Source organism: Mycobacterium kyorinense, from assembly GCF_002101735.1.
Classification (GTDB): Bacteria; Actinomycetota; Actinomycetes; order Mycobacteriales; family Mycobacteriaceae; genus Mycobacterium; species Mycobacterium kyorinense.
The window spans coordinates 1-26,476 of the sequence record NZ_LQPE01000057.1 but is presented as its reverse complement, the minus strand read 5'-3'; the positions used below and the strand labels follow the sequence as shown (position 1 = coordinate 26,476).

Genomic DNA, 26,476 nt, shown 5'->3' with positions numbered 1-26,476 from the left:
TACCTCGTTTCCGTTGACGTTGGTCTCAAACTTGCCGCGGCTCAGCGGATCACAGCCGGCATTGATTCCCAGCCCCGCACCGTGGAAGTCGGAGACAGCTTGGCGCCGCTGAGGTCGACGTCCCAGTCGGGGAAGCGCTTCAAGACCTCCTCCAATGCGATCCGCCCTTCCAGTCGGGCCAGCGCCGATCCGAGGCAGTAGTGCGTGCCGACGCTGAACGACAGGTGCTGCCGGAGCTCGCGGTGAATATCGAAAACGTCGCCGTCGGGCGGGAACTGGCGGTGGTCGCGATTCGCGGCGCCGATCAGCATCATCATCACGCTGCCCGCGGGCACGCTCTGGCCGTAGTATTCGACGTCCCGGGTGACGTAGCGGGCTACGTGCGGAGCGGGCGGCTCGAAGCGCAGCAACTCCTCGATGGCCCGCGGAATCAACGACATGTCCTCGACCAGTTGGCGCCGCTGGTCCGGGTGCTCGGCCAGCACCTTGCCCGTCCAGCCGATCAGGCGGGTGGTGGTCTCGTTGCCCGCGCCGGCCACCACGTTGACGTAGATCAGCAGTTCATCGCGAGTCAGCCGGCGGGTGGTGCCCGTCTCGTCCTCGAATTCGACGTTGAGCAACTCGGTCATGATGTCGTCGGACGGGTGCTCGGCGCGCCAGTCGATGTACTGGGCGAAGGCCTCACCGGTGTCGAAGCCGTGCTGCGCGATATCCATCGGCTTGCCTTCTTCGGTGCGCATCGTGGCGTTCGAGCGATCCCGGATGGCTTCCTGGTCGGTTTCCGGGATGCCCAGCAGCATGCCGATCACCCGCATCGGCATTTGCGCGCCGAGATCGGCGACGAAGTCGAACCGGTCGGCGCCGATCAACGGATCCAGACAGCGCACACAGTATTCGCGGATCTTGCTTTCCAGCTCGTTGATCTTGCGCGGCGTGAACATCCGGGCGAGCAGCTTGCGGTGGATGTCGTGGACCGGGGGATCCTCGAAAATCAAGACGCCGGAAGGGACTTCGATGTTGGCCTTGATCAGCTCGAGGATCGCGCCGCGCGCCGAGCTGAACGTCTCGTGGTCGACCAGTGCGTCGTCGACGTCGGCGAACCGGCTCAGCGCGTAGAAGTCGTGCTGTTCGTTGTAGTACAGCGGCGTTTCTTCACGAAGCCGTCGAAACATGGGATACGGGTCGGCGTTGAGTTCGGGGTTGTACGGGTCGTAATAGGCCTCGCTGGTGGCGCTGACTGTCACGGGTGTTGCTGCCTCTCACCGGAACCACGTTCTCGCGGGATCTGCGTCCCTGTTGCCCCTGAACTCTGTCACCCGTCACAGGGAAGTGTCAACGTCGAATCCGTTTCTGTCATCTCATGCTCTCATTATCAGAGAATTTGCTTCTCCAACCGCGACGATTGTGCGATATGTGAACAATTCTGGAGGTGTCGAGACGGCGAATTCCCCTGCGCCCGGCCGCCACTGGTAGCGCGTGGGGGCGACCGGCGGTGTGCGTATCCACATCTCGAGCCGCGGCGGCCCCGGCGGGCACTCCCCGCGTGTAAACCTAATTCTCGGCGGCTGGTAACCTACTTCTCGCCCACGAATCCGCGCGAGCAGAAGTCCCACACCTCGTCGGCGGTGATGGGGTGGACGGTCGCGTCGTCGGTGCCGCCGCTGGACTGGGCGATGAACATGACGGTCTGCATGGTCATCGCGGCCATGCGCTTGGGATTGATGCCGGCGCGCAGCTGCCCGGCCGCGCCGGCCTCTTCCATCAGCTCGGTCAGCAACGCGAGCAGCGGCGCGTGGGCCACCTTGACCTCGGCGGGGTGGGAAACCAGCAACCGTGGTGCGAAGTCGGTGAACAGCGGCCGCTTGGCCGTCGGGTCGGGGCGCGACGCCTCGAACAGCAACTCCACGGCCACCTTGAGCCGCTCGAGCGGGTCGGCGTGGCTGGCGGTCGCCGCGCGGATCTGGTCGGCGGACCGGCTCAGCGCGTCTTCGAACAGTGCCAACAACAGCTCGTGCTTGCCGTCGAACTGCAGGTAGAAGCTCCGCAGCGACTGCCGGGAGCGGTCCACGACCTCCTGAACGGTAAAGTCCGTGCTGCCCTTTTCGATGATGATGGCCTGGGCGGCGTCCAGAAACCGTTGAACGCGCTGCGCCGCCCGCAGCTTCGCCGTCTTGATCGACCGCTCGACCGCGCGCTGCTTCCAGGCAGGCTCTTCGCTCGGGCTTGTCACCGGCGGCCCGGACGATTGCCGTGAGGGGAGAACATGATTGGACTGTACCGGAGAACGTCGTGCCATTGGTGTCTAGACCCCCTCACGGACGACGTGTCCGAGATTGTAACTTTCTCATCATGAGAATAGTATTCTCTTCACCGTGCCCGCGGAAGAGAAATGCGCAACTGCGGGTGCAATCGCAGAGGAGTACCCGTGCAGCTGACGTTTGGCGCCGATGTCGAAGCGTTCCGGTCCGAATTCGTGGCATTTCTCGACGAGAATTTGCCCGACGAGGCATCCGCGGCCGAACGCCCCCGCTCGACATCGCACATTCCGGAGTGGGCGCGGCGGTGGCAGAGGCTGTTGTTCGACCACGGCTGGTTGCTGCCGGGAAACCCACCGGAGTTCGGCGGTCGCAACGCCACCGTGCTGCAGCAGTACGTGCACTTAGCGGAGCTGTCGCGGCGACGGGTTTACCAGAGCTTCAATCCGCAGGGCATCGGCATCATCGCGGCGTCGGTGCTCTCGTTCGGGACCGACGAGCAAAAGCAGCGGTGGGCGGTGCCGATTCTGCGCGCCGAGATGACCGCCGCACTGGGCATGAGCGAACCCGGCGCGGGCTCGGATCTGGCCTCGTTGCGCACGCGGGCGGTGCTGGACGGAGATCACTTCGTGGTCAACGGGCAGAAGGTCTGGACGTCGGGCGCCCACGATGCCGACGTGCTGCTGACGTTCGTGCGCACTGATCCCGACGCGCCAAAACACAAGGGCATCAGCGTATTGCTGATCCCGACCGATACTCCCGGCGTGACGCGCCGGCCATTCGCGTCGGCGTCGGAGCGCGACGACGTCGATTTCAACGAGGTCTTCTTCACCGATGCACGGGTGCCCGTCGAGAATTTGGTCGGGCCTCTGGGCGACGGGTGGCAGGTGGCCAACGGCTCGCTCGGGCACGAGCGCACGATGCTGTGGCTGAGTTACGCCGACCGGCTGCGCGAGCTGATCGTCGATTTCCGACCGTCGGGCGTGCTGCAACGCGACAAATACGCCACGCTGGCAATGGATTTCGAGGCGCTGAGTCTGCTCGGGTCCGCGGCGCTTGCCCGCGCCGACCGCGGCGAGGAGGATGTGGCCGGCCTGTCGCTGCTCAAACTGCTGGGATCGGAGGCCGTGCAGATTGCTTCCGAGCATGCGCTGAATGCCGCAGGTGCCGACGGACTGGTTCACCCCGACGTCACCGGTCCGTACGCACCGCTGAACCTCGACGCCCACTACGGCAGTTGGTTCGACCGCTACTTCCGCAGCTTCGCCGGCACCATCGCCGGCGGCACGTCGGAGATCCAGCGCAACATCATCGCCCAGCGGGTCCTGGGCCTGCCGCGCTAGGTGAATTCGGCGCGGTTGTGTGCGCTCAGCGACGATTATCGCGCCGAAATCGCTCAAAGCTGGACCAGTCGCGGCACAGATCCCTGGGCCCGCACGATGGCTCCGGCTTCCTTGGTGAGTTCGCGTGCGCTGCCGAGCAATCCCTCGAGCACCAGGGCGCGCTTCACGTGGCGATGCAGCTCATGCTCGGCGGTGAAGCCGATCCCGCCGAGCACCTGCTGGCAGTGCCGGGCGGCGGTCAATGCGGCCTGGCCGGCCGCGGCTTTGGCCAGTAGACAACCCAGCTCATCGGATGCGGCAACCAAGGTCGCTTCGGCACCTTCGATCGCGACGAGGGTTTCCGCGAGCCGATGCCGGATCGCCTGAAACGACGCGACCGGGCGGCCGAACTGCACACGATCCAAGGCGTGTTGGCGGGCCAACGCCAGCATTGCCCGGCCGGCGCCGACCAGCCACCACCCCAGCGCGCGCCGGCCCTCGGCCAGCGGCACCGGCGTGCCGTCCGTTACTCGCTGTATCGGCAGGTCATCGCCGAGCGCCGAACCCGGCGGCCCGGTGCGCTCCCAGACGACCCAAGCACCGCCCGCGTACGGCAGTGGCACGGTTGCGCCCTCGTCGTGTCCTGCGGCGCGCAGCACGACGTCGTTGAGCACCGGGGCGTGGGCACCGGTTTCGCCGAGCAAACGGAAAACCAATGGGATTGCGGCGTCGGGCATTTCGTCGAGCATCTCGAGCCAGCCGAGCTCGCTCAACGCCGCGTCGAGCTCTGCGCCCGACGCCGCGGCCATGGTCTTGCGCAACCCCTCCTCGAGCAGCTGCAAGGATTCGGTGTCCACACTCACTCCTTGCCCAGATCCAACAGCCGGCGCGCGATGATGTTGCGCTGGATCTCGGCGGTGCCGCCGTAGATGGTCGCCGCGCGGGAATACAGGTACTCGGTGCGCCACTGGCACTTGTCGAGCTCGACGACACCGGGCAGCAGGTCGCGGGCGGTGTCGTAGAGCCGCTGCTCGGCGCCGGCCAGCAAGACCTTGTCGATCGAGGTCTCCGGCCCCAGCCGCGCACCGTCGGCAAGCCGGTGCAACGTGGCGCGGGACCGGCAGCGCAGCGTGTGCAACGCCAAAAACGCTGCGCCCAAAGCGGAATCATCGGCGTTTGTCGCCTCTGCGATCAGTCGGTCGAAGCGCGCATACAGGTAGGCGATGCGCTGCCAGAAACAGGTGGAACGTTCGTACGGCAGCAGGTCCATCGCGAGCCGCCAGCCGTCTCCCGGCTGGCCGAGCATCCGGTCGCCGGGTATCACCACGTCGTCGAAGTACACTTCGCAGAACTCGTCGACGCCGTGCATGGTGCGCAGCGGCCGAACGGTGATGCCCGGAGTGTCCATGTCGACGAAGAACGCCGTGATGCCGGCATGGCCGGGTGCGGTCCGGGTCAGCAGAATGCAGCGGGTCGAGTACTGCGCGAAGCTCGTCCACACCTTCTGCCCGTTGACAATCCAGTCGTCTCCCTCGGGCACCGCGCGGGTGGACAGCGACGCCAGATCGCTGCCCGAGCCCGGTTCGGAGAAGCCCTGACACCATTGCTCTCGGCCGGACAACAGCCGCGGCACCATTTCCGCGGCGAGTTCTTTTGGCGCGTAGTCGATCATCGTCGGGGCGAGAACCTCGAGCATCGAGTACGGGCCGGGCTCGGCCAGGCCGCGGCCGACGACCTCCTCGCCGACGACCGCGCGCAGAATTGCGGGACCGCCCAGTCCGCCCACCTCGACGGGCCAGCCGTATCGCATCCAGTCGGCGTCGTACAGCGCCCGGTGCACGCGGGCGAGCTGGCGCATGTGGCCTTGCAGGGAGCGATCCGGCCCCGGGGTCAGGTCGTTGTCGTCAAGCCAGGCCCGCAGATCCGCCCGGAACTGCTCGACTTTCATGCAGGTGGACGCCCGACGGCGTGCGGCCGGCCGGAGTCGTGCGCGCCGCTGCGCCGGATGAACGTCATCGCGCGGGTTTTCAGCCGCCAGCCGTCGGCCGTGCGGACATAGGTGTCGTTGTAGTAGCCGATCCGCATGTCGTGGGTAGCATGGTCGATGAAGCACAGCGGCTGAGTTCCGGTCGCGGTGTCGCCGTCCAACTCGATCACCGGCGTCGCCGTTAGGAACAAGCCCTTGGGCGCGGCGTCGACCAGCACGGGAAACCGGTCCAGGGAATAGGTTTCGCCGAAGGCGCTGTAGGTGCCGTCGGGTGTGAACACCTGCACCAGCCCGTCGATGTCTTCTTTGGTGATCGTGACCGCGTAGCGGGCGAGCAGTTGCTGAATCTCGACGAGGTCGTCAGTTCTTGTTGGCATACACCTTGCCGCCTTTCATGACGAACTGCACATTCTGGGTAACGCTGATGTCGGACAACGGGTCTCCCGGCACGCCGATGACATCGGCGAGCAGTCCCTCGGCCAGCCGTCCCCGGTCCGTGACGTCGATCAGCTCGGCCGCCGTGACCGTCGCCGCCCGCAGCACCGCCAGCGGCGGCAAGCCCAGCTCCACCAGCGTGACCAGCTCGTCGGCGTTGCGGCCGTGCGGAATTGCCGGAGCGTCGGTACCGACCGCAATCTTGACGCCGGCCTCGTACGCGGCCAGCACCGACTTGCGTGCCCGGGGGAACATCTCGGCGGCCTTCTCCTGCAACTCGGGTGGAGCATGCGCGACATCCATCGCATCGGCCAGCCGTCTTGTGGTGACCAGGAAAGTGCCGTGCTCGACCATCATCGCGATCGCGTCGTCGTCGACCAGAAAGCCGTGCTCGATGCAGTCAATACCGGCTTCGACGGCATGCTTGACCGCGTCGGCGCCGTGCGTGTGCGCGGCGACCCGCAGGCCGCGCCGATGCGCCTCGTCGACGATGGCGCGCAGCTCGTCGTCGGAATAGTGTTGGGCACCAGGCGGTCCCGTCATCGACATGACGCCGCCCGAGCAGCACACCTTGATCAGCTGGGCGCCGTGCTTGATCTGGTAGCGCACCGCGCGGCGGATCTCGTCGATGCCGTTGGCGATGCCTTCCTCGACGGTCAGGTCCAGCACATGCGGTGCGAACGCGGCGAACATCGTCGGATCCAGATGCCCGCCGGTCGGGGTGATCGCATGCCCGGCCGGCACCACCCGCGGTCCGTCGATCCAGCCGGCGTCGATCGCCTTGCCGAGGGCGACGTCGAGCAGATACCCGCCGGTTTTCACGAACAGCCCGAGGTTGCGCACGGTGGTGAACCCGGCCCGCAGCGTGCGGCGCGCGTTGCCGACTGCGCGCAAGACGCGGGTCGGCGGGTCGTCCTGAACCTGGGACAGTCCGGGCTTTTCCCCGCGGCCGCCCATCAACAGGTTGACCTCCATGTCCATCAGCCCGGGCAGCAGGATCTGCTCGCCGAGGTCGATCACGTCACCTTGCGGTGCGCCGCCGACCCCGACGATGCGCTCGCCGTCGATCCGCAACACGCCCGGCCGGACAATTTCGCCGGCGTCGACGTCGAGAAGCCCAGCTGCCTTGAGCGTCAACACAGCTCAGATCACCGGTTCCTTGATCAGCTCCACCCATGCGGCGCCGCTGTCGGGGACGCGCGGCTGCTTCCAGGCCTCGATGGGGAACGACACCATGACCAGCGACTGCATCATGTGCATGAGCGTCCTTGCATCCTCAGGCAGTTCGTCCAGCGGGTATTTGTCGCAGTACGCGATGACGTCATTGAGGCGGGGAAACGCGGCGTCATAGAACGCCTGCATCTCGGTCATTGTCGATGCGAGCCGCTTGGCGTAGCGCTCGGGTTCGGTCGCCAGATCCCAATCCAAATAGGGCTCTAGATCGGCGAACTCGGACGGCAGCTTATTTGCGGTGGCCATTGTTGCGGTACTCCTTCACGTAGTCACCGGTCGTCTTGTGGAGGTGGCGAATCAAGACCTCCTGGTCGCACAGCAGGAACTCCTTGACGGCCCGGGTGCCGATCATGGTCTGGGTCGCTTCGAGCGTATTGGCGTCCTGCAGCGCGTACTCCTTGAATGTCACCGCGGCCAGCTCCTGGGCCAGACGTTCCCGCGCGTTGCGCGGCGGAACGAAATGCAGCGTGCACTCGAAGATGTGCTTGTCCACCGCGGTCGGCCAGTAGTGGTAGGTCAAAAACCAGCCCGGCTCCCATATCAACAGCATGAAGTTGGGGTAGAACAGCCACGAGTCGATACCCCACTGCGGCGCCCTCTTGACGTTGACACCCGGTGGCAGCTCCAGGTTCTCGATGATCTCCGGCTTGTCCCACGGGCCGAACAACCCGCTGCGCAACACCTGGTCCATCGGTTTGACCATGGACATGTCCGGGGGCGGTGCCTGCCCGCCCCACGTCGACTGCAGGTTGTGCGGGCCGGCCAGTTCGTAGTGGAGCGCCTCGTAGCCGAACTTCTGGATCTTGGCTGCTTCTTCTTTGGTGTACTGGCCCTGGTGCAGGATCGGCGCGTGGTAGAACTCGACGAACGCGTCGATGAACAGCTTCCAGTTGCTGCCGACCTCGGCGCGGTAGGAGTAGGTCTCCGTCATCTCGCCGAACGGGTAGCCTTCGATGCTCTTGGCCAGCGGCCCGAGATAATCGGTCAGCGGCGCCGCGTTGTCATCGAAGTTGATGAAGATGAATCCTTCCCACACCTCGCAGCGCACCGGCACGAGCCCGTATTGGCTCTTGTCGACGTTGAAGAACTCGTCCTCCTGCTGGATGAAGGTCAGCTCGCCGTCGAGGCTGTAGCGCCAGGCGTGGTACTTGCAGGTGAACTGCCGGCAGGTACCTGACGTCTCCTCGTGCGGAAAGTCGTTCCATACCAGCTTGTTTCCGCGGTGGCGGCAGACGTTGTGGTAGGCCTTGACGGACCCGTCCTTGGTTTTGACCACGATCACCGACATGCCGGGGCCGGCCGACGGCAGCTCCTTGGTGAAATAACTGCCGGTGCGTGGCAGCCGTTCCACCCTGCCGACATTGAGCCACGTCCGCTTGAAGACCGCCTCGCGCTCGGCTTCGAAAAACGCGGGGTCGATCGAGTCGGTGTAGTCCACCGGCCCGGTGCCCAGTTCCGGATAGTTCTCCGTCCAGCTTCCCGCGGCCGGCTTGGTGAAATGTGGCACGGTTCTACCCTTCTGTTCTTCCTAGCCTGGTTCCACTTCGACGCCAAAGGTGTTCAGGGCCATCGCGAGAGCGGTGTAGCCGCCGATCGTGAAGACCAGGTCCATCCGCTGTTTTTCGTCGAGCTGTTCGCTCAGCGTGGCCCAGGTCGCATCCGACAGGTTGGATTTTTCGTCGAGCTCGTCGACGGCGCCCACCACGGCGCGGTCGAAATCGTCTGCCGGGTCGCCGGATTGGATTGCGGCGATGTCGGCGTCGGACAGCCCGGCTTTCTTGCCCAGCTTCACGTGGTGTGTCCACTCGTAGGCGCAGCCGCGCCGATGCGCGACCCGCAGGATCGCCTGCTCGCGGATGCGCGGCGGCAGCGTCGAGGCGGACAGCAGGTAGAAGCTGAACCGCAGGAACGCGCGGGTCAGGTCGGGATGGCGCACCAGGGTGGACAGCAGGTTGCCCGCATCCTCCGGATTCCGCCGCTCCTCGGGCAGCATCCCGGCCACCGCATGCCGGACAGCGTCGTCCCACTCGTCCGCCGGCAATGGGGACAGACGCATAGGGCCCTCCTCGGTTTGGAGAATCATATTCTCATATTTGACCAATAGATTTCCACGATCGAGGCGATAGGTCAATACCGGCAAGAAGGTGGTGGCCACCTGCGCAAACGACGACGGCGGAGGCCGGCTCACGGGTAGCGTCGTTGCGGCGTCACCGTCCTGCCGCCCGCTGCAAGATGTTGATTCTCGCCATCTGAGAAGCTAATTTTCATAGTGAGGGAAAGGACCGTCCAATGAACAAAGACGACATGATCCTGATCAGCGTCGACGACCACATCGTCGAACCGCCCGACATGTTCAAGAACCACCTGCCCAAGAAGTACATCGACGACGCCCCGCGGCTGGTGCACAACCCGGACGGCTCCGACACCTGGCAGTTCCGCGACACCGTGATTCCCAACGTGGCGCTGAATGCGGTGGCCGGTCGTCCCAAGGAGGAGTACGGGCTCGAACCGCAGGGTCTCGACGAGATCCGGCCCGGTTGCTACAACGTCGACGAGCGGGTCAAGGACATGAACGCCGGCGGCATCCTCGGGTCGATCTGCTTCCCGTCGTTCCCGGGTTTCGCCGGGCGACTGTTCGCCACCGAGGACCAGGACTTCTCGCTGGCGCTGGTGCAGGCCTACAACGACTGGCACATCGACGAGTGGTGCGGGGCGTACCCCGCCCGATTCATCCCGATGGCGCTGCCGGTGATCTGGGACGCCGAGAAGTGCGCCGCCGAGGTGCGACGCGTGTCCAAGAAAGGCGTGCACGCGCTGACATTCACCGAGAACCCCGCGGCGATGGGTTACCCCAGCTTCCACGACGACTACTGGACTCCGCTGTGGAAAGCCTTGTGCGACACCAACACCGTGCTCAACGTGCACATCGGGTCGTCGGGCCGGCTGGCGATCACCGCACCGGACGCGCCGATGGACGTGATGATCACGCTGCAGCCGATGAACATCGTGCAGGCGGCCGCGGACCTGTTGTGGTCCAAGCCGATCAAGCAGTACCCGGACCTCAAGATCGCGCTCTCGGAGGGCGGCACCGGCTGGATTCCTTATTTCCTGGAGCGGGTGGACCGCACCTACGAGATGCATTCGACGTGGACGCACCAGAACTTCGGCGGCAAGCTGCCGTCCGAAGTGTTCCGCGACCACTTCCTGACCTGCTTCATCTCCGACCCGGTGGGCGTGACGCTGCGCAACATGATCGGCGTCGACAACATCTGCTGGGAGGCCGACTACCCGCACAGCGACTCGATGTGGCCGGGTGCGCCCGAGGAGCTGTGGGAGGTGCTGTCCGCCAACAACGTGCCCGACGACGAGATCAACAAGATGACGCACGAGAACGCGATGCGCTGGTACTCGTTCGACCCGTTCAGCCACATCTCCCGTGAACAGGCGACGGTCGGCGCGTTGCGTAAAGCCGCTGAGGGACACGATGTTTCGATCCGGGCGCTGAGCCACCACAAGGAGCGGTCGGGCTCGTCGTTCGCGGAGTTCGCCGCCAGCGCGAAGTCGTTGACCGGCAACACCGACTGACGCACGCACCCGCTGGCGAGCAGACGCAGAATCGCATCATTCGGGCGGCAATCGTGCGATTCTGCGTCTGCTCGCGCTAAGGAGTAGAGCATGGATTTCGAGCTGACCGATGATCAGGAGCTGATCCGAAGGTCGGTCGCAGAGCTGGCGGCGAAGTTCGACGACCACTATTGGATGGAGCGCGACCAGGCGCACGAGTTCCCGACCGAGTTCTACCGCGCCATCGCCGACGGCGGCTGGCTGGGGATGACGATCCCGACCGAGTACGGCGGTCACGGGCTGGGCATCACCGAGGCCACCCTGCTGGCCGAGGAGGTCGCCAAGTCCGGCGGCGGGATGAACGCCGCCAGCTCGATCCACATGTCGATCTTCGGGATGCAACCGGTGGTGGTGCACGGTTCTGAGGAGCTCAAGGCGCGCACGCTGCCGAGGGTGACCACCGGTGATCTGCACGTCTGCTTCGGCGTCACCGAACCCGGTGCGGGCCTGGATACTTCGCGCATCACCACGTTCGCCAAACGACAGGGCGATCACTATGTGGTCAACGGCCGCAAAGTGTGGATCTCCAAGGCGATGGAGTCGGAGAAGATCCTGCTGCTGACCCGCACCCAGACCTACGACGAGGTTACCAAGAAGACCGACGGCATGACCCTTTTCCTCACCGACCTCGACCGCAGCCGGGTCGACGTCCGGCCGATCCGCAAGATGGGCCGCAACGCCGTGTCCTCCAACGAATTGTTCATCGACAACCTGGAGGTGCCGGTCGAAGACCGGGTCGGCGAGGAAGGCAAGGGTTTTCAGTACATCCTCGACGGGCTGAACCCCGAGCGGATGCTGATCGCCGCCGAGGCGCTCGGCATCGGCCGGGTCGCGCTGGACCGGGCGGTGAAGTACGCCACCGACCGCGAGGTGTTCGGCCGGCCGATCGGGATGAATCAGGGCATCCAGTTCCCGCTGGCCGACTCGCTGGCCCGGTTGGACGCCGCCGAGCTGATGCTGCGAAAGGCCACCTGGCTCTACGACAACGGCAAACCCTGTGGGCGCGAAGCCAATACCGCCAAGTACCTGTGCGCCGACGCCGGGTTCACCGCCGCCGACCGCGCGCTGCAAACCCACGGCGGCATGGGCTACGCCGAGGAATACAACGTCGCCCGCTACTTCCGCGAGGCCCGCCTAATGAAGATCGCGCCGATCAGCCAGGAGATGATCCTGAACTTCCTGGGATCGCACACGCTCAAACTGCCGAGGAGCTACTGATGAGCCGGTATTTCGACTTGTCCGGCCGCGCGGCGCTGGTCACCGGCGCCGCAGGCGGCATCGGTTCTGCGGTCGCGGCGGCTTTGGCCGACGCGGGTGCGGCGGTGCTGGTCACCGACGTGGACAAGGACGCAGCTGCAGCTGTGGCAGAACGCATTTCGTCGTCCGGACGACGCGCCGAGGCCGCCGTGCTGGACGTCTCGGATCGCGAGTCGGCCGACGCCGCGGCCGCGCAGGCAGCCGCACTCGCCGACGGCAAGCTGCACATCCTGGTCAACAACGCGGGCGTGACGCGGCCGGCGATGTTCGAGAAGACCACACCAGAGTCGTTCCGGCTGCTCTTCGACATCCACGTGATGGGTGCGTTCAACTGCACCCAGGCCGCGCTGCCCCACATTCCCACCGACGGCACCGGGCGCGTCATCAACGTGACGTCGGCGGCCGGATTGACCGGCACGCTGGGGCAGGTCAACTACTCCGCGGCCAAGGCCGGCATCATCGGTTTCACGAAATCCCTTGCGCGCGAGTTCGCGACAAAGAACATCTTGGTCAACGCGCTCGCGCCGCTGGCCGCGACGCCGATGACCGAAACCATCCGGACCAACGAGAAGTTCGCGGCCAACATGATGCAGCGCATTCCCTTGAAGCGTTGGGCTGAGCCGGACGAGGTCGCCGGCGCGTTCGTGTTCCTCGCCTCCGATGCGGCGTCCTACATCACCGGTCAGGTGCTGCCGGTGGACGGCGGCATGGTGATGTAGATGCCCGAACCGCAGGCGCCGCTCGCGGGGGTCACCGTGGTGGCGCTGGAACAGGCCGTGTCGGCCCCGATGTGCACCCGGGTGCTCGCTGATTTCGGGGCCCGGGTCATCAAGGTGGAAAACCCCAAGGGGGGAGACTTCGCCCGGTATTACGACGACGTCGTTAACGGGCTTGCCGCGCACTTCGTCTGGGCCAACCGTGGCAAGGAGTCGATCACCCTCGACCTGAAAACCGAAGCCGGGCTGGATCTTCTGCACCGGCTGCTCGACCGGGCCGACGTGCTGGTGTCCAACCTGGCGCCGGGATCCACCGCGCGGCTCGGAATCGGGCCGGATGACATGGCGGCGCGGCACCCGGACGTGATCGCCGTCGAGATCGACGGCTACGGCGCCGGTGGCCCGTTGTCGCACAAACGCGCCTACGACCTGCTGGCCCAAGCCGAATCCGGTGCATGCGCCGTCACCGGCCATCCGGGCGCCCCGGCCAAGCCCGGGCCGCCGGTGGCCGACATCAGCACCGGGCTGTATTCGGCGTTGTCGATTCTCGCGCTGCTCTATTCGCGAAGCGGCGGTCGTGCGGTGAGCGTGAGCCTGTTCGACACCATGACCGACCTGATGGGCTACCCGCTGACCTACACCCAGCACTCCGGTGTCGACCAGCAGCCGCTGGGCATGAGCTCGCCGGCGGTGGCCCCCTACGGCGCGTACCGCACCGCCGACGGTCAGACCGTCGTGCTGGGCACCACCAACGACCAAGAATGGCAACGACTTTCCCGCGAGATCCTGCAGCGTCACGACCTGGCCGACGATCACCGATTTGCCACCAACTCCGGCCGCGTCGCGCACCGCGACATCCTCGACCAGGCCATCGGCGCCTGGTGCGCCGAGCACGACCTCGAACACGTCCAGAAGACCGCCGACGCCGCCGGAATTGGCAACGCGCGCTACAACGTGCCCAGCGAGGTGCTGGTGCACCCACAGTTGAGCGCCCGCGACCGTTGGCGTCAGGTCGACACCCCGGCCGGGCCGATCCCGGCTCTGCTGCCGCCGCCCGTCATCGCCGGCTATCAGCCCCCGATGGGTGCGGTGCCCGGACTCGGGCAGCACACCGGCTCAGTGCTCGCCGAACTCGGCCTCGCCGATCACGAAATCACGGCGCTGCGTGCGCAAGGCGCCATCGGACCGGCGTATGCCTGAGCCCGTACTCCTGTCCAGCGACAACAACGGCGTGCGGACGCTGACGCTGAACCGCCCGCAGCGCAAGAACGCGATCAACCGAGACCTGTGGATCGCGCTGGCCGAGGCGCTCACCGCCGCCGGCAACGACCGCGGCGTGGGCGCGGTCGTGATCACCGGAGCCGGCGGGGCGTTTTGCTCCGGCGCCGACATCTCCACGCTCGACGACACCCACCCGACCTACAAGATGCGGATGCTGACCGATGTAGCTCTGGCCCTGCATGAATTACCGGTGCCGACGATCGCCAAGGTGACCGGGGTTGCCGTCGGTGCCGGCTGGAACCTTGCGCTGGGTTGCGACTTCGTGGTGGCCACCCCGGAATCGCGGTTCTCCCAGATCTTTTCCAGGCGTGGCCTGTCGCTGGATCTGGGCGGGTCCTGGTTGTTGCCGAAAATTGTTGGGCTGCAACAGGCCAAACGTCTCGCGCTGCTGGCCGAAACGATCGACGCCGACGAGGCGCAGGCTCTGAATTTGGTGACCTGGGTGGTGTCGGGCCAGGAGATCGACGCCTTCGTCACCGACCTCGCGGCCAAACTGGTGGCCGGGCCACCGATCGCGCTGGCGCAAACCAAGGCACTGCTCAACGAGGGCGCCGACCGGACGCTGCGCGACGCGCTGGCCAACGAGGCTCGCGCGCAGACCGTCAACTTCGCCACGGCCGACGCGGCGGAAGCCTATGCCGCGTTCGCCGAGAAGCGGGAGCCGTCGTTTACTGGTCGGTGGGCGGTTTCGAGATCGGAGCAGACAGATGCGTGAAGTAGTCATCGCCGAGGCGGTGCGCACCCCGGTCGGCAAACGCAACGGCGGGCTGTCGACCATGCACGCCGCCGACCTGTCGGCGATTGTGCTGGGCGAATTGGTGGAGCGCACCGGGATCGATCCCGGGATCGTCGACGACGTGGTGTGGGGCTGTGTGTCGCAGGTCGGGGACCAGTCGAGCAACATCGGTCGCTACGCGGTGCTGGCGGCGGGCTGGCCGGAGAGCATTCCGGGCACCACGATCAACCGGGCGTGCGGTTCAAGCCAACAGGCGCTCGACTTCGCGGTACAGGCGGTCATGTCGGGCCAGCAGGACGTCGTGGTGGCCGGCGGGGTGGAGGTGATGAGCCGGGTGCCGCTGGGCGCCGCCCGGGCCACTGGAATGCCCTACGGGCCCAAAGTCCTTGAGCGCTATCACGATTTCTCCTTCAACCAGGGCATCTCGGCGGAGATGATCGCGAAGAAGTGGGGCTTTTCCCGCACCCAACTCGACGAGTATTCGGTGCGCTCGCACGAACTGGCCGCCGCTGCCCAGGACAACGGCGCGTTCGACGCACAGATCGTCCCGGTGTTCGTCGAGGACGCGGTGGTCAAGCACGACGAGGGTGTGCGACGGGGGAGCAGCGTGGAGAAACTGGCCGGGCTGAAGCCGGCGTTCACCGAGGACGGAGTGATCCACGCCGGCAACTCGTCCCAGATCTCCGACGGGGCGGCGGCTCTGCTGGTGACGACGGCGGCGATGGCGCTCGAGCTCGGACTGACTCCGCTGGTGCGGTATCGGGCCGGTGCGGTGACCGGAGCGGACCCCGTGCTGATGCTCACCGGCCCGATTCCGGCCACCGAGAAAGTACTGAAGAAGGCGGGCGTCTCGATCGACGCCGTCGGCGTGTTCGAGGTCAACGAGGCGTTCGCGCCGGTGCCGCTGGCCTGGCTGGCCGAAACCAGCGCGGACCCCGACCGGCTCAACCCGCTCGGCGGCGCCATCGCGCTGGGCCACCCGCTCGGCGCGTCCGGCGCGGTGCTGATGACCCGGATGGCATATCACATGCGGGACAACGGGATTCGTTACGGACTGCAGACCATGTGTGAGGGCGGCGGCACCGCCAACGCCACCCTGGTGGAACTGGTGGCCTGACGCATGCGCCGAGACTTGTTCACCGAAGACCACGAGGCGTTCCGGCAACTGGCCCGCGACTTCGTCGAGAAAGAGATCGAACCGCACTACGCCGACTGGGAGAAGGCCGGCCGGATGCCGCGGGAGATCTTCGAAAAGCTCGGCGCGCTGGGCATGTTGGGCATGGCCATCCCGGAGGAATACGGCGGCTCGGGCTTAAACGACTACCGCTACAACGTCATCCTGCAAGAGGAAGCCGCCCGGGCACTGGTCACGACGGGCACCGTCCGCACGCAACTCGAGGTGATCCTGCCGTACTTCCTGCACTACGCCAACGACGAGCAACGGCAGCGCTGGTTTCCCGGTCTGGCCGCCGGCACACTGCTGACCGCGGTCGCGATGACCGAACCCGGCACCGGCTCAGACCTGGCCGGCATCCGCACCACGGCGATGCGTGACGGCGACCACTATGTGCTGAACGGCGCCAAGACCTTCATCACCGGCGGCCTCCTGGCGGACCTCGTCATCGTGGTGGCGCGGACGTCGACCGATCCTGACAACCGCCGGCGCGGGCTGACGCTGCTCGTGGTCGAGGACGGCATGCCCGGCTTCGTCAAGGGCCGGGCGCTGGACAAGATGGGCTGCAGGGTGCAAGACACCGCCGAGTTGTCGTTCACGGATGTCCGTGTCCCCGTGGCGAATCGGCTCGGCGAGGAGGGTGAGGCTTTCGGGTACCTGGGTCACAACCTGCCCCAGGAGCGGATGACCGTCGCCGTCGGGTCGGTGGCCCAAGCCCGGGCGGCCGTCGCCGCGACCATCGACTATGTCAAGGAGCGCAAGGCCTTTGGCACGCCGGTCGCGTCGTTTCAGAACACCAAGTTCGAACTGGCGGCGATGTCCGCGGAGATCGAGGCCGCCCAGACGATGGTCGACCGGGCCGTCGCCGAACTGGTCGCCGGCGAGCTGTCGGGTGCGGATGCGGCCAGGGTGAAGCTGTTCTGCACCGAGATGCAGGGCCGGGTCGTCGACCGCTGCCTGCAGCTGTTCGGCGGCTACGGCTACATGATGGAGTATCCGATCGCCCGGTTGTACACCGATGCCCGGGTGGCCCGCATTTATGCGGGGACGAGCGAGGTGATGAAGGTGATCATCGCCAAGTCGCTCGGTTTGTGATCGCCGGCAGAAAATGGGCGGCCTGAGACCCTTGTCACACGGCCCCAACCAACCTACTGTGTGTTCACTAGGTTGGTTGGACGAAGGAGTCTGGTGCCGGAAACGCGGCCTTACGACACGCTGCTGGCCAAGGGCGAGGACCGCAAACAGCGGATTCTCGAGGTCGCGCAGCGGCTGCTGACCCGCAACGGGTGGCGCAACACGACGTTGGCGCAGATTGCCGGCGAGGCTGGCGTCAGCCCCGCCGGCCTACTGCACCATTTCGAGTCCAAAGAACAGCTGCTGCACGCCGTGGTCGACGCCCGCGACGCCGACGACGACGCCCACGCGGACCGGGCCGGCGACTTGATTTCGGAAATCGCAGCGGTCGCGGATCGCTTCCACCGCTCGCCTGAATTGGTCGGCACCTACACCGTGCTGCTGGCCGAGAACATGGACCCCGACGCGCCGCTGCACGACCGCCTGCTTGCCCGCTATCAGGATGCGGTCGGCATCATCACCGGCCTCATCCGGCGCGGTCAGGAGGCCGGCCAATTTCGCATGGACATCGACGTCACCGTCAAGGCGGTGCAGATTCTCGCCTTCATCACCGGAATGGAGACCACATGGTTGCTCGACCCTTCGATACCACTGACCGAAGCGTTCAAGGAGTACGCGGAATCGCTGGCCCGGGACTTGGCACCGCCGGGGACGACGTGAGGTACCAGCTCGACGTGGTCGCCGCCGACGTCGTCGACGTGGTGAAGTTCGCGGGCGGCTGGCTGTTCGACCGGGCGATGGCCGGCTGGGACGTGACGGTCCTGGTCGCCGATCATCCCGACGAGCGGCCGCTGCAGATCCTCGGCGCGCGGGTCGTCGACCTCGAATACGCGCTGGCGACGGTGGGGCAGCGCCCGCGTCCGCAGACCCTGGCCGCCGCCGCCGACCTCATCGGATGCGATTCACGGGTTCGCCAGGGCGTCCTGCAGGCCCTCGACCACGGCGTCACCGAAGTAACCCTGTGGGGCGAGACCTGGCCGCCGGAGCTGAACGACAATGTCGGGCTCGTCCAGCACCGGCTCAGCGCCGCCGCGCAGGCGTTCAAGGCCCAGGCCCTTGCCGCGGCCGGGCTGCCGGCATGCCCGGTTGGGGATGCCGAGACCTTTCGCAGCGGCGCGATGGTGTCCCCGTCCGTCGCGGCCGACCTCATTCCGGCCAGCTAAAGAGGTACCTTCACTGCTCCGTTGACGTCGAAGCGCTCCCTATGGAAATGTAATACTCATAGCTGAGAGGGACATTCTCACTAGCCGAGATTGCGCGAACGGAGCAGCAGATGGCGGACGATCTGACCGCGTTGGATTTTTTCCGGGACGACCGGCTCCTCGAGAACCCCTACGCCTACTTCGACGCGCTGCGACGCAAGTGCCCGGTCACCCGCGAGCCGCATCACGGGGTGACGATGGTGACCGGTTGGGAGGAGGCCGTCGAGGTCGCCAACAACGCCGAGACGTTCTCGTCGTGCATCTCGGTCACAGGTCCGTTCCCGGGCTTCCCGGTGCCGCTCGAGGGCGATGACGTGACCGAGCTGATCGAGCAGCATCGCGACGAACTGCCGTTCAGCGACCAGCTGCCCACGCTCGACCCACCGGTGCACACCAATCACCGTGCGCTGCTGATGCGATTGATTACACCCAAGCGTCTCAAGGAAAACGAAGACGCGATGTGGGTGCTTGCCGACCGGGTACTTGACGATTTCCTCGCGCCGGGGCAGGGCGAATTCATCAAGGGGTTCGCGGGCCCGTTCACGCTGCTGGTGATCGCCGACCTGCTCGGTGTGCCAGAAGAGGACCGCGACGCGTTCGTCAAGGGAATTCACCGCAACGCTGGCGGCGGGGTGGGCAGCACCGGCGAAAAGTCGTTGTCGCACAGTCCGCTTGAGTTCCTGTACGGCACGTTCTCGGACTACATTTCCGACCGGCGCCGCGCACCCCGCGACGACGTGCTGACCGGGCTGGCGAACGCGACGTTCCCCGACGGCTCGGTTCCGGACGTGACCGACGTGGCCCGCGTCGCGACCAACGTGTTCTCAGCGGGCCAAGAGACCACCGTGCGGCTGCTCGGTGCCGCACTGCAAGTCATCGGTGAGCGCCCCGACATTCAGGAGCGGCTGCGAGGCGACCGCAGCCTGATCCCGAACTTCATCGAGGAGGCATTGCGCATCGAAAGCCCGGTCAAGGGCGACTTTCGGCTGTCCCGGGTGCCGACCAGCGTGGGTGGGGTCGAAATCCCCGCCGGCACAACGGTGATGGTGGTCAATGGGGCCGCCAATCGTGACCCGCGCCGGTTTGAAAACCCCGACACCTTCGACCCGGCCCGCAAGAATGCGCGCCAGCACATCGCGTTCGGCCGGGGGATCCACAGCTGCCCCGGCGCGCCGCTGGCCCGAGCGGAGACGCGGGTGGCGATCGAGCGGTTGCTCGACCGCACGACCGACATCAGGATTTCGGAGAGCAAGCACGGGCCGGCCGGCGACCGGCGTTATCAGTATGTGCCGACGTATATCCTGCGCGGCCTGACCGAACTGCACCTGGAATTCGACCTGGAGGGTGGTAGGTGAAAGCCAGAGTCGACGAGGAGCGCTGTCGCGGGCACGGGATCTGCACCACCATCTGCCCGTCGGTATTCGAAATCAACGAGGACGGCTATTCGGTCGTCACCGTGTCCGAGGTTCCGGCCGAGTTCGAGGACGCGGTCCGAGACGCCGTCAAGGATTGCCCCGAGCAGGCCATCGAGGCGAATTAGCCTCTAACACAAGGAGACCCAGTGCCAAAGGGATATGTCATCCTCACCGAGGCCATCAGAGATCCGGAGGGGATGAAGGCCTACGCAAAGGCCGCCGGAGGAGCGATGGCCGGAGTCAACATCCTCGCGGTCGATACCGCCCCTACAGTTCTCGAAGGCAGTTGGCACGGGGACCAGACCGTCGTGCTGGAATTCGAGTCGGTCGATGCCGCTCGCGCCTGGTATGAGTCCGAGGGCTATCAGAAAGCGGCCAAGCTGCGGCAGGCGGCCGCCGACTGCAACGCGGTGATCCTCTCCGGCTTTGCGTGATGAGTCAGCGGGTTTCGGTTATCACCGGCGGGGCTGGCGGCATGGGGCTGGCGACCGCGAAGATCGTCGGCCGCGAGTATTCCGTCATCATCAGCGACGTCGACCGTGATCGGCTGGATGCCGCGGCGGCCGAGCTAAAGGAAGCGGGCATCGCGTGTACGGCGGTGCTCTGCGACATCACCGACCGGGAGTCCGTCGCGGAACTTGTCGAGACGTCGAGCGCGCTGGGAACCGTCGCATCCGTAATTCACACCGCCGGCGTGAGCCCGAGCATGGGCGGCGCCGAGATGATCATGCGGATCAATGCGGTGGGTACGGTGAACGTCAACGAGAGTTTCTTCAAGGTCCTCGGTGAGGGCTCTGCGATTGTCAACGTCGCCTCCATGGCTGCACATATGCTCCCTGAATCGTTCGTTCCGACAAAGCGATTCGGCTCCGCATTGCGCGACGAGCACGCCTTCATGAAGAAGATGATGGCGGTCTGCGGCCTGGTTCCGGAGAGGGCGCGCCCGGGCATGGCATACAGCATCAGCAAGAGCTTCGTGCGTTGGTATTGCACGTCGCAGGCCGCCCGATTCGGTAGCCGCGGCGCACGCATCCTCTCGGTCTCGCCGGGCTCCATCGACACCGCGATGGGCCGGCTCGAAGAGCAAAGCGGGGCCGGCGCGATGATTCGGTACGCCGCGTTGAAGCGATTCGGGAAGGCCGAGGAGATCGCGGAACTGCTGGCGTTCTGCGCGAGCGACAAAGCCGGCTACCTCACCGGTACCGACATCTTGTGCGACGGTGGCACGGTGGCCTCGATGACCTTGCGGGACAAGCTGACCGTGGGGCGCAAGTCGTAACCGGTTGAGCCACAATGAGAATGGTGGTGGTTCTTCGTCGGTATGCCGATGCGTGCCGTCGACGTGGCCACTGTGGGCACCGTAAGGCCGATGGTGTGACATCGGTTTCAGGTGATGGGGCCAGCTTTGCTTGCCATGAACCAGGCGGTTGCGATTAAGGACACCTGCGCAATGCAGCCAAGTAGCGGCATCCAAAACGAGACCTTGCGTCGGGCAAGGAGAACCATGCCGCCGATGGCGAAGGAGATGCCGACGACGCCGGAGATTATTCCTGCCCACCATGCCCTCGTGATCCATTGCTCGTCGCCGCAGGGTTGGTAACCGCACTCGTCGATGGACATCGGCAAAACGATGAGGCTTACGAACGTCAGCGCCCCGATGCCGCCTTGAACGAGGATAAGCACCACGGTGAGAAGGGTGTCGATGGCCCGAGCGGTTTTTCGCGGAGCCTGCGTAGGGTGCGGACGCGTCACTTCTTTTCGCGAGGTAGTCGGCAGCCGGTGCTACCCGAAATCAGCGCGGCCTTCTGCGATCCTAGTCGTATGTTTGTGCCGGTCTCGTTGAAGAATTCGACATCGTGATTGCCAGGGGCGTCGCGAAAGACTTCGATAGTAGTGGCGCCGAGTTTGGCGGCAGCATCGCGCGCGATCTCAAACACCGGTTTCCAATTCTCTTCGGGAATGGGTGTGTCGGACACATATTTCGGCATGAGGACCAGTTCACCGTCAGACTGCTCGTAGGGGGGGGAACAACCCCCGCGGCTTGGCTCATCGAGCCAGTGCCACGCCAGGGTGGGGACAATTGCGGTGGCTGCAGTGGCGATCTGTTCGATGGTTGTTTTGAGTTGTATTTGCGTGGCTTCCAATGATGGCAGCGTGTTAAGTGTCGCTGCCGCTTTGGTAGCTTCGCGGGGATCCGTTGGCTTATAAGGTTCTTTCATGTGACATCCTGATACTAGTGCGACAACGACGATCGTCGTCGATAGAAGTCTGCTGCGGCCGTGCTGGAGGCAATTCTTCATCTGGTGCGTTCAATTTCCGGGTATTGGAGTGAGTCCGGCGATGACCGCGGTGATGTTGTAGCCGCTGGTGGCGTCATCGTCGCAGGACGAGTACCAGAAGACCGCTTTAACGAGGTGTAGCTCGAGGGCGTGGACGATTTCGCTTGCGGCATCGACGGCTTGAGCCCTGGACTGCTCGGGCGTTATCGGATTCGTCACGCTGGCGGCTTGCAATTTATCCATCACCCCGCATCCTGAAATGACGGCGACGATAGCGACTACGGCCATTATCAGCAGGTGGCCGTACCGCCTTCTGTGTCACGGTCGAGCCTCCTGCTGCCGATGGGGTGTCGCGTCGCGCGCCGGCGCGATAGTTCTGGGCATTTGCGCCCAGCCCTCAGAAGGCAGCAACGGCAAGTAGGAGGACAGAAGTCGCACCTGCGGCGCGGGGTCATTTCGCCTCAGTTGAACTTGATGTCCTCCGAATCGCCGCGAGTGTCTTTCGTGGTCGTCACATCACGACATTCCCCGTTAAGTTCGATATGCCCTTGCGGGACATCTTCGTTGGCTGGCCAGAGCACAGCCTCGACATTATTTTTCTTTAATGCTGTCCCGTGGGTGTGGAAGTCGGCGTCGCCGCTCCAGCCATCGCTTCGCAGGTCCTGCGCCAGCTTGGCTTGCTTAGCGTCCGCTTCGTCGAGGTCGGCGGGACGCGGGTAGTAGATGTCGATCACTCCCCGAAACGGTGCTTCGCCTTGGTCATTGCACGAGGAGCGCGAGAAATACGCGTGGGTAACGTCCAGGTGGAGGGTATGGACGATGTCTTGGGCGGCGTTTACAACCTGTGCCTTGGACTGCTCGGGTGTCATCGGATTCGGCACGTTGGTGGCTTGGAAATTGATTGCGCCACATCCTGAAACTATGGCGGCGACTATGACTACCACTATCATCTGCAGTTTGTCACGCATGTGCTCGTCCCAATCGACCCTCCCACTAACGCGATGGTGCTCCCTCGTGCCTGGAGGGTGTAGTTCCGAGTCGCTGTTTCCGGAGCGCCGAAAGCCTCGACCTGACCAGGGACGGTGTCGCGGGCGGTGAGACGCCATAGTGGGGCATTGTGGTGCGGCGAAGTGTCGCTTCCACGGAGACAATTGTCCGCACCCAGGCTGACTCGCGAATTTGATCGAGCGCGGCTTTAGCCGAGCTTGATTTCTTCGGTCGACCCCTGGGCCTGTTTCGGGGTGGTCACATCTCGGCACTCGCCGAGCACATCGATGCCTGAGTCCTGGCTACCGGTTCCCGGATAGAACGTGACGACCACGTTGTTCTTCTTAAGCACGCTGCCATGGCTATGGAAGTCCGGGTCGCCTGTCCAGCCGAGACTTTGGAGCCGTTGCACCATCTTGGCGATCTCGGCTTCTGACGCTTCGAAGCTCGGTGCTGGCGGGTAGGCGATGTTCACTTCTCCGCGGAAAGGGCGGTCGCCGTCGTCGTTGCACGACGAGTGCGAGAAGAACGCTTTGACGACGTGCAGACCGAGGGCGTGGACTATTTCCCGTGCGGCGTCAACGACTTGAGCTTTGGACTGCTCGGGTGTCATCGGATTCGTCACGCTGGCGGCTTGCAAATTGTTCATGACTCCGCATCCTGACGTTACGACTGCGGCAACGACTATGACTGTACTGAGCAGCTGACCGCTTTTTGTTCGCGTATGCAAGTTGCACCTCTTGCTATCGGTGGTGGTAGTGCCCGGACGTGCCCGGGCGGTACAGTTCGGGGTCGCTGGCGCCGGGAATGCCGGAAGCCTCGAGGATTTGACCCAGGGCGGTGTCGCGGTGTGGGGCGGTCATGCCGTGACGCTCTAATGCGTCGCCGTGGCCGGATGCGATGTCGGCCATGCTGTACAGGGATTCGCTGCCGGGATCGTAGTAGTGGCTGTGGTCGTTGAAGGTCAGTCCGGGGACCTCGGCTTTGAATCGGGTGGACCCGAAGCCGTCGACGGCGGGGTCGGCACCGAGGGCGACGGTGACATCGGTGCCCGGCGCGTGCACCTGTGGTATGCCGCCCAGCTGGGTGATCGGGTCGGTCGAGGCGGAGCCGACATAGACGTGGCCCCCTTGCGCTAGATGAAAGTCGGCCGCGCTATGGGCCATGTCGGTTCCCGGGCATCCGATCAGAACCACGTCGTTGGCGTGCATCCCGTAACCGGCCGCGGCGTCGGCCACCGTCGTTGAGCCGTATGAGTGCCCGATCACCGTGACATCGGAGGCACCCTGGTGAGTGACATTGAGCGCGTTGACATCAGACGCCAACAAGGCACCGCCTTGATGCGCGAGCCCGGTCTGCCCCACTTGGGGATCGCCAAGGCTGTCGGGAGCGTTGTAGCCCATCCACGCCACAACCGAGGTGGCCTTGCCATGGTTAGCGGCCCAGGTCTCGTTGTACAGATTCGCCGCGTCATTGCTGGAAAGCCAGCCTTCGGTGACGCTGTGACTGGTGCCGGGCACCACCACGGCCGTGTTGGCTGCGGTGTCCGGGTTCCCGATTGCGATCGCCGCGCGACCCTGACCGTTGAACTTGTCAGGTTCGTACACCTGAAGGAAAGTCGGAGCATGGGTCTTCGCACTGTTGTACTCCAGCCCCTTCTTGACTTGCACCGCGTTGGTGTAACGGGTGACATCTGCCGGGCTGAGGCCGTAATTTTGCGGATGGGCGGTCACCTCATCGATCGAGACATGGTGATCCGACGCGGCGTGAGTAACCCGGTCCAGATCCTGCTGCATGACGGTCGTATTGGCCGTGCTGCGGTCGGCAACGTAGATACCGTCGAGGTTGCCCAACATATCCGGATGCTCGCGCAGCAGTTGATCTTTCTGCGGTTGGCTCAGCGAGTCCCACCAGCGTTTGACTTCGTTCGGGTCGGTGCCAGCTTTTGGGATCTGCGGGGCGGTGTCTTGGGGCGGCGGGGCGAGCGGAACTTCACGTCCGTTGGAGGCCGGGCGCACGGTCAGCGGAGTTGCCGGCGGCTTGCTCAGCTTGGTTGCGCCGGCTTGCACCAGTTGAACGTTTTCGGCGTGCGTCTCTCTGACTAGGCCTTTGATGAAGTAATCCTTTTGCTCGGGTGTTGCCTGCGGATCGTTCGCGATTTTCTCGATCAGCTGTTGGGTCTTCTCAACGTTTTCGATGATCTGCTGCTTGGTGCTGGTCACCACGCCAGCCGAATCGCGATACAGCTTGGCCGCCGCGGCCGACCCGTTCACGTGGGCTTGCAGCGTGCTGATCTGCTGCTGGTGTTTGGCGTTCGCGGCGTTGGCGGCCTGACCCGACCACACCTCGTCCTCAAAGAGCCTCGTGCGGCCCCGCTGGAATACCCACAGCTGCTCGTCGACGGCCTTCCGGTCGGCCTCGAACGCGTCGGCGGTATCCAACAGGGTGGTTTCGTCGGCCTCGGGCCAGGCTGGCGGCGCGGTCATTTCCGCGCCGTAAGGGCCACCGGGCCGGTCGATGCCCATCGGCTAGCCCGAGGCGGGCACGCCGGATATCTGGCAGTCAATTTCCTCGCCCAGCGGCTCATCTGTGCCGACATAGGCACGAGCGGCCGCGCCCAAAGCCTGCGCGTAGCTGCTCGCTTCGTCCTTGGCCGCCGGGCGATCCGCAACCAGCGGAGCGACCGTGTTAGTCACGTGGGCCGCGATGGCCGTCGACAGCGGATCGCCACCAGCGGGAGACACTGGCTGCGGTGCGTCGGGGATCGCGCTGGCAGCACTCAGCAACTCTTGCCCCACGCCGGAAAGAGCCCCAGTCTTGACCCGCAAGCTCAGCACCGCCACCAGCACCCTGCCTCGCATACCTCGTGTGGCAAATATACCCAACCGTCAGCCACCTCCGACGCGCCAATTGTCGGCAAACCCAAGGTGGGACGCTCTCTTACCTGGCTCGGATCGTTGACCGAAAAGTTGTCGGACCTGGCTGCGATGATGCGGTTATGTCGTCGATCGCGGCGTCTGCGGTGGCGCTTAAGCCTGTTGAGCGGCTGGAGGTGTTGTTTGAGGAGTTGGCGGAGTTGGCCGGTCAGCGCAACGCGATCGATGCGCGCCTTGTGCAGATCGCGGCCGAGATGGAGCGCGACGAGCTATGGGGGATGACCGGGGTGCGGTCACTGGCGGCGTTGATGGCCTGGAAACTCGGCGCCTCGTCGGGCACTGCGCACACGATCGCCACGGTGGCGCGCCGGCTCGAGGAGTTTCCGCGCTGCGCCGCGGGGATGGCCGAGGGGCGGTTGTCGCTCGATCAGGTCGGGGTGATCGCCGCGCGCGCCGGGCAGGGCTCCGATGAGCATTACGCGGCGTTGGCGGCGGTGGCCACGGTCAATCAGTTGCGCACCGCGGTCAAGCTCGAACCGCGACCCGACCCAGATCCTCGACCC

General features: G+C 65.1%; 31 protein-coding genes. 15 read left to right on the top strand and 16 right to left on the bottom strand.

Features of this window, described 5'->3' with window-relative positions; translation table 11 throughout:
• Positions 1-41: 41 nt before the first annotated feature.
• Both AWC14_RS08445 and AWC14_RS08440 read right to left on the bottom strand, forming a co-directional pair.
• Positions 42-1,244 (bottom strand): cytochrome P450, encoded by a 1,203-nt coding sequence (locus tag AWC14_RS08445; protein ID WP_045377063.1) that lies wholly within the window; start codon positions 1,242-1,244, stop codon positions 42-44.
• A 329-nt stretch (positions 1,245-1,573) separates the two neighbouring features.
• Positions 1,574-2,230 carry a TetR/AcrR family transcriptional regulator gene (locus tag AWC14_RS08440; RefSeq protein WP_045377065.1) on the bottom strand — a complete coding sequence of 219 codons (657 nt, stop codon included), beginning with the start codon at positions 2,228-2,230 and terminating at the stop codon, positions 1,574-1,576.
• Positions 2,231-2,425: 195 nt separating this feature from the next.
• Here AWC14_RS08440 and AWC14_RS08435 point away from each other — a divergent pair, with 195 nt between their 5' ends.
• Positions 2,426-3,598, top strand: coding sequence for an acyl-CoA dehydrogenase family protein (locus AWC14_RS08435; RefSeq protein WP_045377067.1), 1,173 nt, complete (start codon positions 2,426-2,428; stop codon positions 3,596-3,598).
• 53 nt (positions 3,599-3,651) lie between these two features.
• Here the strand turns inward: AWC14_RS08435 and AWC14_RS08430 are convergent, their stop codons facing one another.
• The 7 genes from AWC14_RS08430 to AWC14_RS08400 are packed head-to-tail and all read right to left on the bottom strand — an operon-like array spanning position 3,652 to position 9,288.
• Positions 3,652-4,386 (bottom strand): acyl-CoA dehydrogenase family protein, encoded by a 735-nt coding sequence (locus AWC14_RS08430; RefSeq protein WP_081968087.1) that lies wholly within the window; start codon positions 4,384-4,386, stop codon positions 3,652-3,654.
• Positions 4,387-4,436: 50 nt separating this feature from the next.
• Complete coding sequence (locus tag AWC14_RS08425) at positions 4,437-5,525, bottom strand: acyl-CoA dehydrogenase family protein (RefSeq protein ID WP_045377072.1); 1,089 nt, start codon at positions 5,523-5,525, stop codon at positions 4,437-4,439.
• Positions 5,522-5,941 carry a nuclear transport factor 2 family protein gene (locus AWC14_RS08420; protein WP_045377075.1) on the bottom strand — a complete coding sequence of 140 codons (420 nt, stop codon included), beginning with the start codon at positions 5,939-5,941 and terminating at the stop codon, positions 5,522-5,524. Before AWC14_RS08420 ends, AWC14_RS08425 begins: the two co-directional genes overlap by 4 nt.
• The gene (locus tag AWC14_RS08415; protein ID WP_045377078.1) at positions 5,925-7,139 is read right to left on the bottom strand and encodes a metal-dependent hydrolase family protein; all 1,215 of its coding nucleotides are present in this window, start codon (positions 7,137-7,139) and stop codon (positions 5,925-5,927) included. The genes AWC14_RS08420 and AWC14_RS08415 overlap by 17 nt, the downstream gene beginning before the upstream one ends.
• 3 nt (positions 7,140-7,142) lie before the next feature.
• Positions 7,143-7,478, bottom strand: a complete 336-nt coding sequence (locus AWC14_RS08410) for a hypothetical protein (RefSeq protein WP_045377081.1) — start codon at positions 7,476-7,478, stop codon at positions 7,143-7,145.
• Positions 7,462-8,739, bottom strand: coding sequence for an aromatic ring-hydroxylating oxygenase subunit alpha (locus AWC14_RS08405; protein ID WP_045377084.1), 1,278 nt, complete (start codon positions 8,737-8,739; stop codon positions 7,462-7,464). Before AWC14_RS08405 ends, AWC14_RS08410 begins: the two co-directional genes overlap by 17 nt.
• Positions 8,740-8,760: 21 nt before the next feature.
• On the bottom strand, positions 8,761-9,288 hold the full coding sequence (locus AWC14_RS08400; RefSeq protein ID WP_045377135.1) for a carboxymuconolactone decarboxylase family protein: 528 nt from the start codon (positions 9,286-9,288) through the stop codon (positions 8,761-8,763).
• A gap of 233 nt (positions 9,289-9,521) precedes the next feature.
• Here AWC14_RS08400 and AWC14_RS08395 point away from each other — a divergent pair, with 233 nt between their 5' ends.
• The 13 genes from AWC14_RS08395 (at position 9,522) to AWC14_RS08340 (ending at position 21,050) form a co-directional block, all read left to right on the top strand.
• Positions 9,522-10,817, top strand: a complete 1,296-nt coding sequence (locus AWC14_RS08395) for an amidohydrolase family protein (protein ID WP_045377086.1) — start codon at positions 9,522-9,524, stop codon at positions 10,815-10,817.
• A gap of 90 nt (positions 10,818-10,907) precedes the next feature.
• The gene (locus tag AWC14_RS08390) at positions 10,908-12,074 is read left to right on the top strand and encodes an acyl-CoA dehydrogenase family protein (RefSeq protein ID WP_045377090.1); all 1,167 of its coding nucleotides are present in this window, start codon (positions 10,908-10,910) and stop codon (positions 12,072-12,074) included.
• On the top strand, positions 12,074-12,832 hold the full coding sequence (locus tag AWC14_RS28095) for an SDR family NAD(P)-dependent oxidoreductase (RefSeq protein WP_045377093.1): 759 nt from the start codon (positions 12,074-12,076) through the stop codon (positions 12,830-12,832). The genes AWC14_RS08390 and AWC14_RS28095 overlap by 1 nt, the downstream gene beginning before the upstream one ends.
• Entirely contained in the window at positions 12,833-14,029 is a 1,197-nt protein-coding gene (locus AWC14_RS28090; protein WP_045377096.1) for a CaiB/BaiF CoA transferase family protein, read from the top strand.
• On the top strand, positions 14,022-14,825 hold the full coding sequence (locus AWC14_RS08380) for an enoyl-CoA hydratase/isomerase family protein (RefSeq protein WP_045377137.1): 804 nt from the start codon (positions 14,022-14,024) through the stop codon (positions 14,823-14,825). The genes AWC14_RS28090 and AWC14_RS08380 overlap by 8 nt, the downstream gene beginning before the upstream one ends.
• Entirely contained in the window at positions 14,818-15,963 is a 1,146-nt protein-coding gene (locus tag AWC14_RS08375) for a thiolase family protein (protein ID WP_045377099.1), read from the top strand. The genes AWC14_RS08380 and AWC14_RS08375 overlap by 8 nt, the downstream gene beginning before the upstream one ends.
• 3 nt (positions 15,964-15,966) lie before the next feature.
• Positions 15,967-17,115 (top strand): acyl-CoA dehydrogenase family protein, encoded by a 1,149-nt coding sequence (locus AWC14_RS08370; RefSeq protein WP_045377102.1) that lies wholly within the window; start codon positions 15,967-15,969, stop codon positions 17,113-17,115.
• A gap of 93 nt (positions 17,116-17,208) precedes the next feature.
• Positions 17,209-17,814, top strand: a complete 606-nt coding sequence (locus tag AWC14_RS08365) for a TetR/AcrR family transcriptional regulator (protein WP_045377105.1) — start codon at positions 17,209-17,211, stop codon at positions 17,812-17,814.
• The gene (locus AWC14_RS08360) at positions 17,811-18,317 is read left to right on the top strand and encodes a hypothetical protein (RefSeq protein WP_045377108.1); all 507 of its coding nucleotides are present in this window, start codon (positions 17,811-17,813) and stop codon (positions 18,315-18,317) included. The genes AWC14_RS08365 and AWC14_RS08360 overlap by 4 nt, the downstream gene beginning before the upstream one ends.
• A gap of 110 nt (positions 18,318-18,427) precedes the next feature.
• Positions 18,428-19,711 (top strand): cytochrome P450, encoded by a 1,284-nt coding sequence (locus AWC14_RS08355; RefSeq protein WP_045377111.1) that lies wholly within the window; start codon positions 18,428-18,430, stop codon positions 19,709-19,711.
• The gene (locus AWC14_RS08350; RefSeq protein WP_045377114.1) at positions 19,708-19,896 is read left to right on the top strand and encodes a ferredoxin; all 189 of its coding nucleotides are present in this window, start codon (positions 19,708-19,710) and stop codon (positions 19,894-19,896) included. Before AWC14_RS08355 ends, AWC14_RS08350 begins: the two co-directional genes overlap by 4 nt.
• Before the next feature lie 21 nt (positions 19,897-19,917).
• Positions 19,918-20,205 (top strand): DUF1330 domain-containing protein, encoded by a 288-nt coding sequence (locus AWC14_RS08345; RefSeq protein ID WP_045377117.1) that lies wholly within the window; start codon positions 19,918-19,920, stop codon positions 20,203-20,205.
• Positions 20,205-21,050: an SDR family oxidoreductase gene (locus AWC14_RS08340; RefSeq protein ID WP_081968085.1), complete on the top strand. Its 846-nt coding sequence runs from the start codon at positions 20,205-20,207 to the stop codon at positions 21,048-21,050. The genes AWC14_RS08345 and AWC14_RS08340 overlap by 1 nt, the downstream gene beginning before the upstream one ends.
• Positions 21,051-21,157: 107 nt before the next feature.
• Here AWC14_RS08340 and AWC14_RS08335 read toward each other — a convergent pair whose 3' ends face one another.
• From AWC14_RS08335 to AWC14_RS08305, 7 genes are all read right to left on the bottom strand, one after another.
• Positions 21,158-21,523 (bottom strand): DUF6264 family protein, encoded by a 366-nt coding sequence (locus AWC14_RS08335; RefSeq protein WP_045377123.1) that lies wholly within the window; start codon positions 21,521-21,523, stop codon positions 21,158-21,160.
• Complete coding sequence (locus tag AWC14_RS08330; RefSeq protein ID WP_052425550.1) at positions 21,520-21,990, bottom strand: LppA family lipoprotein; 471 nt, start codon at positions 21,988-21,990, stop codon at positions 21,520-21,522. Before AWC14_RS08330 ends, AWC14_RS08335 begins: the two co-directional genes overlap by 4 nt.
• A gap of 90 nt (positions 21,991-22,080) precedes the next feature.
• Entirely contained in the window at positions 22,081-22,338 is a 258-nt protein-coding gene (locus AWC14_RS08325) for a hypothetical protein (RefSeq protein ID WP_052425551.1), read from the bottom strand.
• Positions 22,339-22,511: 173 nt separating this feature from the next.
• Entirely contained in the window at positions 22,512-23,018 is a 507-nt protein-coding gene (locus AWC14_RS08320; RefSeq protein WP_235215867.1) for a hypothetical protein, read from the bottom strand.
• 227 nt (positions 23,019-23,245) lie between these two features.
• Positions 23,246-23,686, bottom strand: a complete 441-nt coding sequence (locus tag AWC14_RS08315; RefSeq protein WP_052425552.1) for a hypothetical protein — start codon at positions 23,684-23,686, stop codon at positions 23,246-23,248.
• A 94-nt stretch (positions 23,687-23,780) separates the two neighbouring features.
• On the bottom strand, positions 23,781-25,523 hold the full coding sequence (locus AWC14_RS08310; protein WP_249026321.1) for an alpha/beta hydrolase: 1,743 nt from the start codon (positions 25,521-25,523) through the stop codon (positions 23,781-23,783).
• A gap of 42 nt (positions 25,524-25,565) precedes the next feature.
• Positions 25,566-25,886, bottom strand: coding sequence for a PE domain-containing protein (locus tag AWC14_RS08305; protein ID WP_052425686.1), 321 nt, complete (start codon positions 25,884-25,886; stop codon positions 25,566-25,568).
• 149 nt (positions 25,887-26,035) lie between these two features.
• Here AWC14_RS08305 and AWC14_RS08300 point away from each other — a divergent pair.
• On the top strand, positions 26,036-26,476 hold a 441-nt coding region (locus AWC14_RS08300), incomplete at its 3' end, for a DUF222 domain-containing protein (protein ID WP_142281623.1).